The 16011-nt window shown below is 51.7% G+C and carries 12 protein-coding genes; 5 read left to right on the top strand and 7 right to left on the bottom strand.

Annotated features, from left to right (window positions below; genetic code table 11):
• Nucleotides 1–172 precede the first annotated feature (172 nt).
• Nucleotides 173–1153, bottom strand: a complete 981-nt coding sequence (locus tag BN3772_RS29035; protein ID WP_042204017.1) for a zinc-binding dehydrogenase — start codon at nt 1151–1153, stop codon at nt 173–175.
• Between the two features lie 102 nt (nt 1154–1255).
• On the opposite strand from BN3772_RS29035, the gene BN3772_RS29030 reads away from it, so the two are divergent.
• The 3 genes from BN3772_RS29030 to BN3772_RS29020 all read left to right on the top strand — a co-directional run bounded on the left by BN3772_RS29030 (nt 1256) and on the right by BN3772_RS29020 (nt 5084).
• A complete protein-coding gene (locus BN3772_RS29030; RefSeq protein WP_042204015.1) occupies nt 1256–1738 on the top strand; it encodes a hypothetical protein in 483 nt (160 codons plus the stop codon).
• A gap of 285 nt (nt 1739–2023) precedes the next feature.
• Nucleotides 2024–2641, top strand: coding sequence for a TetR/AcrR family transcriptional regulator (locus BN3772_RS29025; RefSeq protein WP_042204013.1), 618 nt, complete (start codon nt 2024–2026; stop codon nt 2639–2641).
• A 28-nt stretch (nt 2642–2669) separates the two neighbouring features.
• Complete coding sequence (locus BN3772_RS29020; RefSeq protein WP_042204011.1) at nt 2670–5084, top strand: MMPL family transporter; 2415 nt, start codon at nt 2670–2672, stop codon at nt 5082–5084.
• 112 nt (nt 5085–5196) lie between these two features.
• Here BN3772_RS29020 and BN3772_RS29015 read toward each other — a convergent pair whose 3' ends face one another.
• The gene (locus BN3772_RS29015; RefSeq protein WP_086074823.1) at nt 5197–7296 is read right to left on the bottom strand and encodes a serine hydrolase domain-containing protein; all 2100 of its coding nucleotides are present in this window, start codon (nt 7294–7296) and stop codon (nt 5197–5199) included.
• Nucleotides 7297–7322: 26 nt separating this feature from the next.
• Nucleotides 7323–8081, bottom strand: coding sequence for a DUF5808 domain-containing protein (locus tag BN3772_RS29010; protein ID WP_157643675.1), 759 nt, complete (start codon nt 8079–8081; stop codon nt 7323–7325).
• A 93-nt stretch (nt 8082–8174) separates the two neighbouring features.
• On the opposite strand from BN3772_RS29010, the gene BN3772_RS30830 reads away from it, so the two are divergent.
• Entirely contained in the window at nt 8175–8348 is a 174-nt protein-coding gene (locus BN3772_RS30830; protein WP_157643674.1) for a hypothetical protein, read from the top strand.
• A gap of 52 nt (nt 8349–8400) precedes the next feature.
• On the opposite strand, the gene BN3772_RS29005 is transcribed toward BN3772_RS30830, so the two are convergent.
• From BN3772_RS29005 to BN3772_RS28995, 3 genes are all read right to left on the bottom strand, one after another.
• Complete coding sequence (locus BN3772_RS29005) at nt 8401–8796, bottom strand: GntR family transcriptional regulator (RefSeq protein ID WP_042204006.1); 396 nt, start codon at nt 8794–8796, stop codon at nt 8401–8403.
• 257 nt (nt 8797–9053) lie between these two features.
• Entirely contained in the window at nt 9054–10046 is a 993-nt protein-coding gene (locus tag BN3772_RS29000) for an SDR family oxidoreductase (protein ID WP_244444870.1), read from the bottom strand.
• On the bottom strand, nt 10039–10689 hold the full coding sequence (locus tag BN3772_RS28995) for a DsbA family oxidoreductase (RefSeq protein ID WP_052380748.1): 651 nt from the start codon (nt 10687–10689) through the stop codon (nt 10039–10041). Before BN3772_RS28995 ends, BN3772_RS29000 begins: the two co-directional genes overlap by 8 nt.
• A 157-nt stretch (nt 10690–10846) precedes the next feature.
• On the opposite strand from BN3772_RS28995, the gene BN3772_RS28990 reads away from it, so the two are divergent.
• Nucleotides 10847–11431 carry a TetR/AcrR family transcriptional regulator gene (locus BN3772_RS28990; RefSeq protein ID WP_042204001.1) on the top strand — a complete coding sequence of 195 codons (585 nt, stop codon included), beginning with the start codon at nt 10847–10849 and terminating at the stop codon, nt 11429–11431.
• A 65-nt stretch (nt 11432–11496) separates the two neighbouring features.
• Here the strand turns inward: BN3772_RS28990 and BN3772_RS28985 are convergent, their stop codons facing one another.
• Nucleotides 11497–16002, bottom strand: a complete 4506-nt coding sequence (locus BN3772_RS28985; protein WP_042203999.1) for an S-layer homology domain-containing protein — start codon at nt 16000–16002, stop codon at nt 11497–11499.
• Between the last annotated feature and the right edge of the window lie 9 nt (nt 16003–16011).

Below are 16011 nucleotides of genomic sequence, written 5' to 3'. Positions count from 1 at the left end.
CCTTTCGTTCATCATAACTAGTTTCCTGATAGCGGTGATTATTATAGGATTAGGTGGCGATTTTCCATTTAATTTCAGATATAAACACATTCAGACAATTGCAAGTGTAATGCCTACCTGCAAGTTTAGCTGTGACTTCAGAGAAGGTTTGAATTAGCAGACGCACAACGTCTTATTTCAGCCTCGCCACGATCTTGCCCCGGATATGCCGTTCAGACAGGCGTTCCAAAGCAGCCGGAACCTGCTCCAGCGGGATGACTTCCTCCAGTAATGAGGAGATTTTCCCTGCAGCCAGTAGCGAGAGCATCTCGTCTCCGATTACAGACAATTGCCTAAGCGCCTCCGGATCGCCGGACTGATGTGCAGCGCCAAGCGCAACCTCATGGACCGAAAAAGCCTTGGTGAACGGCTTCACCGACGCATAATCCGGCGCCCCTGCAATATGAACCACATGCCCGAAAAAGGCAATCAGCTCCAGCGCCTGTGTTGCGCTCTGTCTGCTGATCGAATCAATTACCGCATCCACGCCTCTTCCGTCTGTAAGGCGGAGCACCTCGGCGGCTACATCTGCCTCCCGGTAATCGATGACGTGGTCCGCTCCCAGGCTTTTTACATACTCATGGTTGTGGCTCGATGCGGTAGAGATAACCCGTTTACCCGCCAGCTTCGCGAGCTGGACCGCAAATCCGCCGACGCCTCCCGCGCCGCCGTGAATCAGCAGTGTGTTCAACTGCGTAAGCGGCAGCTTGCCATGCACCGCCTGGTATGCTGTGTAACCAGCTGTAGGCAGCGCGGCGGCATCCGGGAAATCTACAGTGTCCGGTATCCGCGAAAGCGTGCTGGCCTTAGCCAGGACAAATTCCGCGAACCCGCCTGTACGGGCAAGATCCCCGTGATACAAGACCCGGTCGCCAGCCTTCCATTGCTCCACACCTTCGCCCACCGCCGAGATGATTCCGGCGACATCCAGCCCCAGCACATGCGGGTATGACCACTTGGGATTGCCGCCGGTGGCAATTTTATAGTCAACCGGGTTAAGCCCGGCAGCATGCACCTCTACCAGGACTTCACCGGAACCCGGCTCAGGTGCGCTGATTTCACTAACCTTCATCTCATTCCATTTTCCTTTTTCCTGCAGTAACAGAGCCTTCATCTGTAAATCCTCCTTCGGATTGTATTCCAATGAACACATTGTAGCAGAATTTTCCGGCGGTATCCCGTAGCCGGGGTGACTTGGCGGGAGTATGGCTGTGCCGTGCAGCGGCTGATGCGGTATGGTATTAGCATCATAAAACGCGCCGCGAAGACGGCTGGATTCAGAGGCATTTATGCCCTTCATTTCGCACATTTGGCCGGATCGGCCCAAATCAAAAGCATTTATGCCCTTCATTCCGCACATTTGGCGGGATCGGCCCAAATCAAAGGCATTTATGCCTTTCATTCCGGTCATTTGGCCGGATCGGCCCAATTCAAAGGCATTTGTGCCCTTCATTTCGAGCATTTGGCCGGATCGGCCCAAATCAAAGGCATTTATGCCTTTCATTCCAGTCATTTGGCCGGATCGGCCCAATTCAAAGGCATTTGTGCCTCTCATTCCGGTCATTTGGACGGATCGGCCCAATTCAAAGGCATTTATGCCTTTCATTTTGGTCATTTGGCCGAATCAACCCCAATCAAAGGCATCCGTGCCCTTCATTCCAGCTACTTGACCAGTCACCAGCCTTTCATTCCACCCTGAGCGCCCGCCCAGCGTACCTAATATCCGCAGCACATACATTTCCGCCCAAATTATAGTACACTTTGTCCGCTATCGCTTTGTACTCTCCGCCATCGCTTTATTCCCCCGCCGCCGCTTCATCGCCCTCCTTACCCAAAGGCTGTCTTCCTTTAACAGCTATATATGAACGCTCCTCACGCTGCGTAATACTTGCCCAATGAGCATTTTTGCACTTTGGGCAAAAATATGCTTTAATAAACTTTAGAATTTAAAGTATTATTCTTTCCGAGAAAGGAGGAGAACGTGTTGAACCCCAAGCTGACGCTGCGTGACCAGAAAAAGGAAGCGACCGCTTATGCTTTGTCTGTAGCGGCTTTTGAGCTTGCCCTGGTACATGGCATGGACGGCTTCATTGTTGACGATGTGGTGAGGCAGGCGGGTGTCTCCCGGCGGACCTTTGCCAATTATTTTTCCTGCAAAGAAGAAGCGGTGGCAGAGTATTTCATGAACCGGGCAACCAGTGAGGATGAGAATGATCTGTTAGCACATCTGGCGCCGGATGCGACACCGCTGGATGCCCTGTACAGCCTGCTCAAGCTGCAGTTCACTTCAGAATTTCTGCGCAGATTGCGGCAGTTCGCATCGCTGGCTAATCAGTATCCGTCACTGGAGCCGTATATCCTCAGCGTGTTCCGCCGGCTGCAGATGGCTGCCCAGGAAGTGCTCGAACGGTTTACCCATGGCCGTTATACCGACGGATATACGCATCTGCTCGCCGGTGCGGTCTACGGAGCATTTGTACCTATACTCGACGGACGGCTCAACGTGCTGCTGCCGGGTGAATCGCAGGAGGACCGGCCCGGCTCTGTATCTTTTGATCAATATTTGAATTCCATGTTCGATTACTTACGCAACGGCTTCTAAACCAGAGATAAAAAGGAGAAACCATTACATGTCTACATTTCTGTACCGATTGGGGAAATCGGCTTATTCCAAGCCCTGGTACTTCCTCGGAACCTGGATCGTCATTCTCGGTGTAATCGGCGCCCTGCTCGGCGTCAACGGCATCCAGTCCAGCTCCGAGATGAAAATTGAAGGCACCGAATCGCAAAAGGTGCTTGATATGCTGGCCGAAGAGCTTCCGGCGGCCGCCGGCGGCCAGGCCAGCGTCGCCTTCACCGCGCCGGAGGGCGAACGACTCGATACGCCTGAGCGGGCTGCTCTGCTCATGAAGGCAATTAATGATGTCTACAGCATGGAATACATCATTAATCCTGCTGAGCTGGCAGCTCAAGCTGCTGCTGCCGCTCAAGCCGCAGGCGCTGATCCATCCGCTGCCGCTGACCCGTCCACCGCCGCAGGCCAGGGCGCTGCCGCTGACCCGTCCGCCGCCGCAGGCCAGGACGATGCAGCTGCTCAAGCTGCGGCTGCCCAGGCAGCTGCCGCCGCGCAAGCAGCATCGGCAGCTCCATACGGCCCGCTGATCGTTGACGGCGCTATGGTTCCCGGCGTTATGCTGTCCTCTGACGGCAGCATTGCCCTGTTCCAGTTCCAGTTCACCGTGCAGCAGACCTCGCTGCCATCCGAAGTGCCGGATAAGGTGATCTCGGCGGTAACGGAAGTCGAGCAGGCCGGTTCCGGCATTACAGCGATTCCGAGCGACTCGCTGAAGAGCACGCCTTCCATCGGCTCCACTGAAGCCATCGGGGTTGCAGTAGCTGCAGTCGTCCTGTTCATTACACTTGGTTCTGTCGTAGCTGCCGGACTGCCGCTGCTTACTGCACTCCTTGGTGTAGGTATCAGTGTCGGCGGTGCGTTTGCCCTTGGCAGTGTAATCCAGATGAATGACATTACGCCGATTCTCGCCGTAATGATCGGTCTGGCTGTCGGGATCGACTACTCCCTGTTCATCGTTAACCGCCAGCGCCGCCTGATTCTCGATGAGAAGCTGAGTGCGCGCGAAGCCGCCAGCCGGGCTGTCGGAACTGCCGGCAGCGCCGTATTTTTTGCCGGCTTGACTGTTATTATCGCCTTGTGCGGGATGCTCGTTATCGGTATGGAGTTCCTGTCCACTATGGCGCTCGTTGCCGCAGTCAGCGTACTGATCAACGTCCTGCTGGCACTGACCCTGCTGCCTGCGCTGCTCGGTCTGGTCGGCGAGAAGATCTGTACAGCCAAAGCCCGCGAGAAGAGCAAGACTTCCAAAGGCAAACAAAACCACGGCTTCTCGCACCGCTGGGCTAACGCCACAGTGAAATTCCGCTGGCCGATCATTGTTCTGGTTGTTCTGGTGCTCGGAACAGCCGCCATTCCGGCAAGCAAAATGGAGCTGGGTATTCCGTCCGGCGCCTCGGCAAACCTGGATACTCCGGCCCGCCAGAGTTATGACATCATCTCCAAAGGCTTCGGCGAGGGCTTTAACGGACCGCTGCTGCTGGTTGCCCAGCCGAATAACCCGTCTGATACAATCTCGATGGAGACACTGGGCAAGCTGACCCAGGAGCTGCAGATGCATGACAATGTAACCCTGGTATCGCCGATGGGCGTTAATGAGACGGGTGACATCGCAATTATCAGCCTGATTCCAAAAACCGGGCCGACAGATACAGAAACAAGAGATCTTGTTCAGGATCTGCGAGATCCTGCCTACAGTCTGGCATCCGATAACGATATTACCCTTGGTGTAACCGGCTTTACCGCCATTAACATCGATATGTCATCCAAGCTGTCTGATGCTTTCCCTGTGTACATCGGTATCATTGTGATTCTTTCCCTGATTATTCTGCTGCTTGTGTTCCGGTCGGTTATTGTACCGATCAAAGCCACAGTCGGCTTCATTCTCAGTATTCTGGCTACCTTCGGCGTAACCACTGCTGTGTATCAGTGGGGCTGGCTGCACTCCCTGTTCGGCTTTGATACCGGCGGGCCGCTGCTTAGCTTCATGCCGATTCTGGTCACCGGTATCCTGTACGGTCTGGCGATGGATTACCAGGTCTTCCTGGTAAGCTCCATGCGTGAGGCTTATGTTCACGGACGCCGCGGTAATGACAGCATCGTACACGGCTACGATCTTGCCAGCCGCGTTGTACTCGCCGCAGGTGTAATCATGGTGTCTGTCTTCGCCGGCTTTATCTTCGCACCAGATGCGATGATTAAGCAGATCGGCTTCGCTCTGGCCTTTGGTATCCTGATCGATGCCTTCATCATCCGGATGACGCTTGTTCCGGCCGTTATGGCCGTGTTCGGCGACAAAGCCTGGTGGCTGCCGAAATGGCTGGACCGCCTGCTGCCGAACCTCGACGTCGAGGGCGACAAGCTGATCGCCAAGCTGGGCGCCGAGAATGGCGTGCACGGACACAAGAAATAACAAACAGGGACGGCATGAGCGCCGTCCCCACATAAGAGCAGAGCCTGCGGACCACGTCTGCAGGCTCTGCTCTTTTTACTCCACTTGAAGGTACGAACGGCCTCTTGCGGGGTCAATGCACAGAAATCCCGAACTCCGTGCCCGCTTCCCCGGCGAAAACGATGGCTCCTCCCAAGGGCAGCACGACCTCCTCTTTGCCTCCGATTACACTGAAATAGAGACATTTTCCCTTCTCATCATAAACGGCGAAAGAAGCGTTCGCGGGCATGCTGACCTTAATGATCTTGCCCCCGTCTTTGTCGCTTATCGTATACCAGCTGGCGTAACCGTTCGGCAGAATCGTAATGCTTGATTCCTTAGCCAAATTAAAAGGCTTCACAGCATCCTCGCTGAGTAAAATGAATTCCCTCATCTTCAGGTACTCCACGCCGTCCTGTGTAAAGAACGTAAGACCAGAGAGATCCCGCCCGTTCATCCCTGGAATTTGTAATTCGGAAACGGCCGTATCCGGGCCGGTTATCCGCTTATCGAGCATATAGCCCGGCAATTGATCCGTATTATTCAATTGAATGGACGGCGACACCAGATACAACAGCGACGTATACTTCTCATCCAACACATAATACTTCCCAACGCGCTTATCCCATGCTTCTTTAGTCTCTGCCGGAAGATCCAGAGGCTGGAGCTTTTCAGCATTGTATACTGACAAGGCCGTCTGCCCAAGACCCGGCACTACTATGTATTGACGATTCCATAAGTAGGTACGGCCGTTGTCCTCTGTCACGAAGCTGATCATCGTATTCCCGTCCGCACTCCGGAATGTCCCGTCTGCCGAATACACGAAGCTTTGAGCCGGAGTATCGGGCATTTGCTCCGTAGTAACAGACATAACGCCGCCTTCGGATATATTGATGTTCATCGTTGCATTGCTTGCGCCATAGATTCCCGAATACTGCAGCACAGACTCCGGCATATCAGCCTTTACCGGTGCACCGTATGACTTCTCAGGCTTAAATTCAGCAATCGCCCCTTTCTCCTTCAGCGCCTGAAGCAGGATTTCGTTCGCCAGAAGCTGATCGTACGTGCTGCTCCCCCCGGAAGAGACAACAGCTGCCGCCATGTCCTGATCTGGAAGCACAACAAGTGACGAGTGATAGAGAGTCGTATCCCCGCCTTTGGTTAGCGCTCTCATCCCGTATTCGCTAAATGGATACAGCTTAACACAATCCCAGCCGAGACCGTAGTCTATGGAGTTGTCAGCATCGTCAGGCCACAAAGGAGTCTTGTACTCGTCTTGCGCAGTGGCTGCAGCCGATTTGCCAGCCAATACTTCTTCTTTTCCGCCCGTAAAGATAGTTGAGAACCGGACCAAATCCTCCGCTGTGGAATAAATACCTCCCGTTCCGATCACGTTAACCCTCTCATTGGGAAGCTGGCCTGTATATTCAGAATAATAGAGCCCGGCCATCTTCGCGGTGTCCGGATAATCGAGCGGAGTCATGGTATTGCTTAAATTCAGAGGTTCTGTAATATAGCGTTGGATGTAAGAGGTGAAGCCCAAACCGCTGACCTGCTCAACCATAAGCTCAGCCAGCGTAAATCCGTCATTACAGTAAACCGAATAAGCGCCGGGGTCTGCTTTCAAAGTTTGACCGGACAGCTGTTTCTGCAATATGTCGTGGGCATAAGTATCGCTATCTTCAAATAAAAAGACGTCCGTAAAGGATGAGCCCATCAGCCCGGAAGAATGATTCAGCAGCATACGCGGCGTAATCTGCTTATAACGTTCATCCTTCATCTTAAAACCGGGGACATATTCGATGACCGGAGTATCGAGCTCGATTTTCCCCTGCTCGGCCAGCTGCATAACAGCGACCGTAATGAACATTTTACTAGTCGAACCAATTCCGTACAGGGTCTCTTTGGTGAGCGGCCTCTGTCCCTGTTCATCATTCCTGCCGGATTGGCCGGAAACGACGATATCACCATGATCGATAAGGGCGTATTGCACACTGTTCGTTCCATACTTGTCCGTGAGGAGATTTGCCTTTACCGTTGCAGCTTCCCGGGTGATTTCATAAGAAATTACCCCAGATGTGTTTAGCGCCCCGGCTATATTCTCCATTGCTTCCAGTGGGGTATTGTCATCACAGCCTGTTAGCAGCAGACACAAAATAAACAAAACGATCATTATCCGTCGGCTTTTTATCATTTGAAGCTTCCCTCCAGACTTTCGCCTTATTTATTGATAACGGGCACAATCAGAACAAATTCGATCAGCGGAATGGCTGCCGTAGCGGCGACTATAAACTTACCGCGGGGATTGGCCATATTAACCGTCCAGCCGAAGCCGTGAATGCTCGGGACGAGCAATGCCGGATCTTCAGGGTTCACATAGATGCTGCCGAGCCACTTCCAGTGTCTGTCCTCCAATGACGGAACATCCCTTAGCTGATCAATACCTTTGATGCGCAGATACAGCATGACGCCGGTCAGTGCCAGGAAGAGCGCTGCCAAGAGCGACATACCGGAGAGGAAGAGCAGACTTCCCTTCCAGCCGTACAATCCTATCGCCTGCACCACTCCTACAAATACAATCATCAGCAGCGAAGCAGCCCATGCCAGGATCGAATGGATTTGCTTGTGCGCCAGCTGCTTCTGCAGCGAGCCTTCACGGTCCAGGGGATCGAGCGATGTCCTTGCACGGCTGATCAGCCGATTATAGCAGAGAAAGACAGTGATATTGAGCGCCTGCACCATGTTGAGCACGAACACGATCCACATGGATTTGTTAAAAATAAAATTTCCGAGAATCAGCACTTGCGGTATCGTATCCCACTTCGCAGCCGCGAAGAAGATACATAGCGCCATCACTGCGGCATTTACCGAATACCACCATGTGCTTAGCACCGGTCTATACCTCTGTCCAGGCGTAAGACTTGCAGCGCGCTTGCTCTGTACAGGAATCTCCCAGCCTCTGGCTGCCTTCAAGCGCACTGCGGACATCCGGCTGATCCAAACAGCGAAACATGACGCAATAATAACAAGCAGGATGGCTGTCGTTAATATCAGGAGACCCCGCGCCGGCTGATGACGCAACCACAACAAGCACACGCCCGCGATAACGGCCGCAAAACCGCCGGTAAGCAGAGCGTAATTCCGGCGGATGGTACGGACGGCAGGGTCCTGCCGAGCCTCCGCAGGCAGCATGATGCCAAACAGCACGTTACGCAAGCCGGTATAACCCTGCAAAACGAGCATTAGTACTATCATCATATAAAGGCTGGTTATCAAAATTACCGGTTCTAGCGCCACGTTATTCCCCTCCGCGATTCGTAATTATATCCCGGTACACCGATCTGCTCTCCTGTGCAAATACCTCTTCCGCCATACCTCTTACCGCAGCTGCTGCCGCTAGAGACCTCAGCTGCCGCCGGAGCTTCTCCTCGAATGCCTCCGTGACGCCGGGCATTTCGCCCGGCTGAACGATAACACCTGTCTTCCGGTGTACTTGAAGCAAGCCCTCCTGCTTCAGCAAATTGTAGGCTTTGTTAACGGTATGAAGATTGATCCCGAGGTCCTCCGCCAAGCTTCGGATCGGCGGAAGCTGCTCCCCTGGCTGCAAGGCACCGCAAGCAATCCCTTCGACAATCTGGTCAACCAGCTGTGTGTAAATCGGGGTTTCCGATTGCAGATCAAGCTCGATGAACAAAACCAGCCCTCCTTTACTTATTTGTTATATTACATGTATAACATACACAATAACACTACTCATAACCAAATTGCAAATAATTCCATAAAACCAAATAAAACGGAATAAACATGATTGATCCGGTGTCCGTATGAGATAATACCTTGAAATACAGGCATAGAGAAACACCCGAAGTCCTATAACTCCGGGTGTTTACAGCGGAATATTACATTCATTCATTAATTTATTAATTAATGAATTGAGAGAAAACCTAAAAGCTAAATTGCAAATACTTCTTGAAGACCTTCCTTCAATGACAAAGGCTTCCTTCCTAAAAGCACTTCAAAGTCATCACTTAAGATCGTATATCTGCCCTCACGCATGTCGGTAATAAATCCTGTAATCGTAGCTATACCGAATTCAGGGATGCCAAAGCTTAACAGCATTTCCTCATGTGCTTTTGGATCAGAGCTAATATAAGTTACATTCTTTCCAGACACTTCAGACATGAGTTGTGCTACTTCCTTGAAGCTGTACAATTCACTTCCGGTTAACACATATGTTCTGTTCTCATGTCCGGTCTGAACCAGCACATTGGCGGCAGCTTCGCCCATTTCTCTGCGGAGTGCAAAGGGAATCTGTCCATCTCCGGCAGGCAGAATAATACCGGTATCAAATACTTTTTCCCCTGCGAATAATGGCAAAGTATCAGTATACATTGTGTTACGAAGGATCGTATACGGAACAGAGCTGTTTCTCAAATATTCTTCTGTTTGGAAGTGTGCTTCCAGCATTGCCTTCAAGGTTGAATTCGCTTCGTCCTTGACTGCAGTCCCCGTGTAAACCAGCTGTTTGATATTCGCCTTTTTTGCCGTATCAATGACATTCTTGTGCTGCTGAAAAAGCTTGCCGTGAGCGGTCGAAGAAACCAGCAGTACTCTATCAACGCCCTCCAGCGCTTGTTCAAGAGAACGGATATCATCGAAATCTCCAATTCTAATTTGAACCCCTTTTTCTTTAAGTGAACCGGCCTTGCCTTCATCTCTTACAAAAGCTACAATTTCCGATGGCTCCACCTTGGTTAACAATTGATCAATTGCGGCTCTTCCTAAATTTCCGGTTGCTCCAGTGACTAAGATCATGTTTGATTGTCTCTCCTCATTCTTTAATTTAGGTTGTTCCATGCCTGGTAATGCACATACTCCGGTTACCGGATCACACATTCCGGCTTCTGACTCCAATAGTATTATCTTGGAATTATCGTCAGCCATTTAATTCTCCCCAGACTTGTTCAACTGTCTTACGGTATTGTTCCTTGCTGACTGCTCCCGGAATTCCGGCCCGGTTACCGACTACAGTAAACGGCACTCCGCGGGCTCCCAGGTCCTCTGCTGCTTTGTGATCTCTATGAACAGCGTCTGAATAACGATCTGAGGTGAGAACATCACGAATCTCTTCAGCCGGTATACCCAATTTTTCACCTATGCCAATGAGTGTGCTGTGTTCAAATGCGTCAAAATTCCCTTTGAACACCTCCTCTTGCATCTGCCTGAGGTATGCCCACGACACTCCATATTCGGAACCCAGGTGTACTAATCTCAACATGTCGAGTGTACTGCTCTGTGGACGGTGGACCTCATACTGAAGTCCTTCATTCGCTGCCTCCAGGGCCATCCCTTCCTCCATTGAGCGGGCTTGTGTGGTTGTCACACCGTACTTTTTAGCCAGATAATCCAAGGTAGGGGAAACCTTTGTTGTTGCCGTTGGGTCCAATTGGAAAGTGCGAAGCTTAATTTCAATATTATCCGCTTGCGGAATATCAGTTAGTGCCGTTTCGAGACGTTTTTCACCGACGTAGCACCATGGACAAAGAACATCCGCCCAAACTTCTATGATCATTTTTTTCTCAGCCATTTTAATCTCCTCTTTCGTTTGCGAGTAGAGAGTATGTTGACGAAGTTAATTGTAGATCGTAGAATTAAACCATTCAATGGTCGATATTCATTAGGTTGATAATTAATTATCACATTCGATAAATCTGACTATTAACTATGATTGAGGAGCGTTAACAATGGGAAAAGATAAAGTAGACCTGCGTATTATAAAAACAAGGAGAGCCATTAAAGAGGCCTTCTTATCGTTAATCCAGTCCAAAGGCTATGAGCGGATAACGGTACAGGATATCGCAGACAAAGCTATGATCAATCGAAATACTTTTTATTTGCATTATGTGGACAAACCGGACCTCATGGAATTTCTATGTAAAGAGAGCGTTGATAAATTGAATGTGTGTTTTAACCTGGACCTGACAGACATTCATAAAATGGATAACAAGATGCTGATTTTCAGCCTAACTCGGATGTTCGAAGTAATTGAGGAAGATATTCTGTTTTTCAAAATAATGCTCAGTCAGAATGGTCAGCTTAACTTCTCTTCTTATTTAAAAGAGGCTTTGAAGAGGTTTATTCTTTCTGACATGAACGGAGTTCACCAAAATCAACGGTTTAAAATCAGTATGGAATATATGATTTCCGGGTTAGTCGGGGTGATTTGCATGTGGGTCACAGATCCGGAGCTGCTGGTGCTTGAGGAGGTTATTGAACAGCTAAGTGAAATTCATTTCCATAATGTATCTGACTTATTAAAAACGTTATAGCCTGCAGACAACCATCTGCAGGCTACGCTTTTCACTAACACCATCTCACCGTTACATCACGCGGCTCAAGACTCTTCCTCTCCCCACGCCCGGATCAGCCGGGCGAACACCGATGCCGCTTCCGCCCGGTTTGCTTCTCCCTGCGGATCAGCGTAATCACCCGGCTTGCCGCTCAGAATACCCGCCGCTGCCATAGCCTCTACCGCTTCCTTCGCCCACGTACTCACGCTGCCGGCATCGGTGAAGTCCGGCGACGTAATGGCACGCGGCTTATAGCCCTTGGCTGCTGTATAGTTATACAGCATTACAGCCATCTGCTCACGTGTAATCACAGCATCCGGGCTGAACAGTCCCTGCCCCGTTCCGTTAACGATGCCGCTTTGAGCGGCCCAGGCTACCGCAGAGGTATACCATTTCCCGGCAGGCACATCCGTGAATGCCGGTGCTGCATAGCTGCCAAGGTCCGCTCCTTCCAGATTAGCCAGCGCCTGAGTGAACATCGCCCGGGTCATCGGCTTCTGCGGATCGAACAGCTCCTTGCCTGTACCTCCGAACAACCCGCGCGCCGACACAAAGGCAACATCCTGCGCCGCCCAATGGGCAGAAGGCACGTCATGGAACACTTGTCCGTTATATATAACGTCGTAAGTCCCTGTGGCCGGGGCGGCGAACGTCACGCTGTTGCCGGCTGCTGCAGCCAGCGGCAGGATTACGTCCTTTCCGTTTTCTTTTGCAACTGCGACATACCCGTTAATATTACGGCCTCCGGTTACCTCAACAGGCAGCGTGAGGGTCAGCGGATAACCGGGCTCCGCATAGACCGCCGGCTTGCCGTCCTTCAGCAGCTCAATGGTATAGCTGCCTTTGCGGATGCGGAGCGCCAGCGTATCTCCGTACTTCTTTTTCATCATCTGCAATGTAGTGCTTAGTAGGGTTACACTGCCGTATCCGCTATTAATAGTAAGTCTTGCTGTCCCCATCGCCGCTGCTGAGAACTGAACAGTCAGATTATCTATGCCGTCCGCATTGATGACCAGCTCGCTGCTGCCGCCTAGAGCGGTCCCGATTTGACTGTCGCCCAGAAGCAGGCTGTAGCCGCCATTCTCATTTATGCTCAGCGTACCGCTTATCCCGTTCAGGGAAATCTGCGGGGTTTCAGCAGCTTCTTCTGCCTGCACACCGCCGGGCGTTGCCGGGTTCTCCGGCTGGCTTGGAACGGGCTTGCCGTCCGGCAGCGCAATATCCTCAGTGTTAAACATGAAGATTAGCCGCTCGCTGGTGGAAATGTCCGGAATATCCGTAATCTGCGGGAGTGTTTTGTTTCCAAGACGAAGCGTCAGAACAGCATCGCTGCCCGTTCCGGCTGCCTCCTGATAGACAATCCGGTTATCGTATTTAGGTGAAGCCAGGAAGAAAGGGCCGACCCCGCTGGAGCGCAGGATGAATCTTTCATTGTCACCAATCTCTGCGGCATCCGCCTTGATAAGGTTGTAATCCCCTGACTTCTCTTCTTTTACCGACAGATACTTATTGGTCTCAAGCAGCAGGATCGAATAGGTACCGTCATCGCCCGCTACCAGTTGAAAGAACGGAGCATTCTTTTTCATCGAGCTGGTAGTAAGCTCACCATTGGCATTAACTGCATAATACGAGTTCAGAGTCTCGGCGGTTTTTTGACCATTAACGGTACTCCAGTTTCGCTGATACAAGGGCTCCCAGCGCGTCCGCATCTGAAAATACGGCCCTTCTGCCGCAGTCTGCGGCTCCCCGTTGTAATAGGTCAGCGTGCCAAAGTTCAGGTTGTCGAAATGCACCATCCCCTGGGGACGCATCGCTGCCGCCGCCCGGGCCGTCCAGGTCATATCCACACCGTCTGCCTTGCGGTAAAGCGCCAGCCCCTGCTCAAAAACAGGTCTAAGCTCGCCCCGGTTCAGCCCGTTGTTCTCCATGTCAAATCCTGTCCCGTAATACCCTCTCCCGGTATCCCCGAACACATTCGGCATTGCTGTAAAAGGAACCTCCACCCCGGACAATTCCTGCGAATACAGATTGTATTTGGCCGAATACTCAAAAGCCCTCGCCAGCCTGTTCTCATACAGTGAAGCCAAATCCTCATTCTGGTTAGCAGCAATCCGGCAGATTTCCGCCATATAACCAAGCGCCAGCATCGCATGGGCCTGATCACGGCCGGTTTCCATCGTCTGCCCCGCATCGTTCACGTAAGCGAAGATAGAGCCGTTCATATGAATATCCTGATAAAAGCCCGTCGCGCGCTCAAAAATCCCCGGATTGTCACACAGCACACCGATCGCCATCATGCTGACAATAGCTGCCGCGTCCCAGTTGCCGTTAGCCAGCATCGGAACCGCCGCATCCTGGAGGACAGGATAGACCACATTCAGCATCATAGCCTGCAGCGCCGCAAAATCCTCATCGCTATACCCGCTGTATCCGCCGCCGTAATACCGGATAATCTCCGCCGCGCTCGCATACTTGTAGGCATTGATGCCGGCTCCTAAAATTCTGTCCCTTCCGTCAATCACCTTAAGCGTTTGGGCCCACTCACTCAGCAGGCCTGCGGCCATGTCCGCATATTGGCCGTCTCCCGTAATGACCCACTGCAGGGCGTTGAAGTACGCGGCATTGCCTCCCTTCTCAAAATAGCCGATGTTCCCGGAATCCGAAGGAGCCCCACCGCGCCCGACCTTTGAGAATACTTTAGTCTGGTAACCGGAGCCGGCTACTCCATAAGGAACACTGTCCGTCATTCTGCGGTAATCGGAGTACCAGGGCTCTTGCCTAGCTTGCACATGTGCCTTCATATCCTCCAGGTCCTGCATGCTTAGGAGAATCCCCGGATGGCTGAAGATACGGACATTTGCATCCGCCTTCGTGCTATAGCCGCCTCCGTTATATTCAACCGTATACGCATGAGTACCGGTGCTCAGACCCTGCAGCTTCACCTGCATGAGGCCATCCGAATAAACAGCGTCTGTTACCGTACCGTTGATCTTGTAGCTGGCAGCGTCCGTATCCCCGTTAACAGGCTTCCAGAACAAGTCAGCTGTATTCCCGGATACCTTCTGGCTGATTTCCAGCGGGTCTTTTCCCGTAACCTGTTCAAAATAAAACCGGTATTCCCTGTTCTCAGCAACTCTTCCGCTGCTCTGCATAGCCGTGTCCGTCATTGTCACATTAAAGCGGCTGAAGTTGTTGTCATCCCTCATGGTGGACAGATGCGAGAAGATCCGGTAGAAGCCTGACTCTGTGTATTGATCCACATAAAAACGCTCATTCCACCCCGCCACCGCTGCCGATGCTGTAATCTCAAACGTCCTGTCCGTACTGATGCCGCTCGGCGCGCCGCTGATAATATTGAAATAACGGTGGGTATTGTCCAGGAACTCTTTTTCTGTAAAATAGTTCTGGATGGTCAGATATTTCCCGGTATCCAGCGACTTTATAGAATAAGCCGTTCTGGTCGCCCCGGCCTCGGGCTCCTCATGATCCACCGTCGCAAAATAATCAAGCACATACAGGGCGAACCCGGAGGCCTCGGCGGAATCGGATGTAAGCGACAGCTTTTCCGTCACCGGGTCTGCTTTTACATACTGCCCGTCCCCGTTCCTGATCTTTAGGATCATCGCCGCAGTCTGGCTGTTACTGTAGTAGTCGCCCAGGTCTGGACCGGTAATTTGGGACGGCAGCTCCATAACCTTCAGATTGTCCATCGCTGTCTGCAGCGTTAACCGGGCTTCGTCAACCTCTGCCTGCGTTGCATCGTTTATACTCAATGCTCTGGCCTGATGAAGCGCCGCCATAACTATCGCCCAGCTTTCTTGTGTGTATACGTTTTCAATTAATTGTTCAGCTTGTGCAATCAGCGTATTCAGTGCGGTTCTGTCGCTTCCGTCGTTTACAACCGGATCACCCAGTGTTACATTCAACGAAGGTCCAGGGAAACCGGAAGTGTTCCTTGAGGAAAATAACTCACTGGCACTAACGGTATTGTCCTCCGCTTTTGCCGTCGTTAGGTGAATACTTACTACTTTTCTTCCGTTGTTTAACGCGTTTTGGAAGATTGGTGACAGATCAACCGTAAGGTTCTCTTCACTGGCCGATGTGACTGCTCTGGTAACCGCCGGAGAGCCGGTGATATCGTAAGGACGGGTATTGTACGTAACATTGGTGACGGTCCATTCATGATCCGTACCCCGCAGGACGGATTCACTTTCCGTAAAGACCAGCTCGTTCGGCGCATGTGATTTTCTGAAGCTCAGCTGCATCGTCATTTCGCCTGTATCATACCGGGCCGTATCAATGGAGGACAAATCAAACTTCAGATAAGCATGGCGCGACTTTCCATAGATTAATTTGGCTGTGCTTAAGGCAGTTCCCAGCGCATTGCCCTGACCGTTAAAATTGGACACAAAGGCATCCTGCGCCGCCGGAAAAGCTAACGTTGTCCCCGACGCAAACGCAGCGTTAACCCCCGGGCCCGTAAACAAGGAAGTCACCGGCAGACAGATACACAGCAGCAAGGACAAGAATGGCTTCAGGTAAGGTTTCATAATCGCTCT

The sequence above is a fragment of the Paenibacillus camerounensis genome, from assembly GCF_000723885.1.
Lineage (GTDB): Bacteria > Bacillota > Bacilli > Paenibacillales > Paenibacillaceae > Paenibacillus_AQ > Paenibacillus_AQ camerounensis.
Note: the sequence above shows the minus strand (reverse complement) of the source record. Positions and strands in the feature narration are given on the sequence as shown.

Excerpts from the sequence above, each read along its gene's own strand:
- BN3772_RS28985 (WP_042203999.1), bottom strand. The coding sequence starts at position 16,002 with ATGAAACCTTACCTGAAGCCATTCTTGTCCTTGCTGCTGTGTATCTGT.
- BN3772_RS28990 (WP_042204001.1), top strand. The coding sequence starts at position 10,847 with ATGGGAAAAGATAAAGTAGACCTGCGTATTATAAAAACAAGGAGAGCC.
- BN3772_RS29035 (WP_042204017.1), bottom strand. The coding sequence starts at position 1,153 with ATGAAGGCTCTGTTACTGCAGGAAAAAGGAAAATGGAATGAGATGAAG.
- BN3772_RS29000 (WP_244444870.1), bottom strand. The coding sequence starts at position 10,046 with ATGGCTGACGATAATTCCAAGATAATACTATTGGAGTCAGAAGCCGGA.
- BN3772_RS30830 (WP_157643674.1), top strand. The coding sequence starts at position 8,175 with ATGACGCAACCACAACAAGCACACGCCCGCGATAACGGCCGCAAAACC.
- BN3772_RS29020 (WP_042204011.1), top strand. The coding sequence starts at position 2,670 with ATGTCTACATTTCTGTACCGATTGGGGAAATCGGCTTATTCCAAGCCC.
- BN3772_RS28995 (WP_052380748.1), bottom strand. The coding sequence starts at position 10,689 with ATGGCTGAGAAAAAAATGATCATAGAAGTTTGGGCGGATGTTCTTTGT.
- BN3772_RS29015 (WP_086074823.1), bottom strand. The coding sequence starts at position 7,296 with ATGATAAAAAGCCGACGGATAATGATCGTTTTGTTTATTTTGTGTCTG.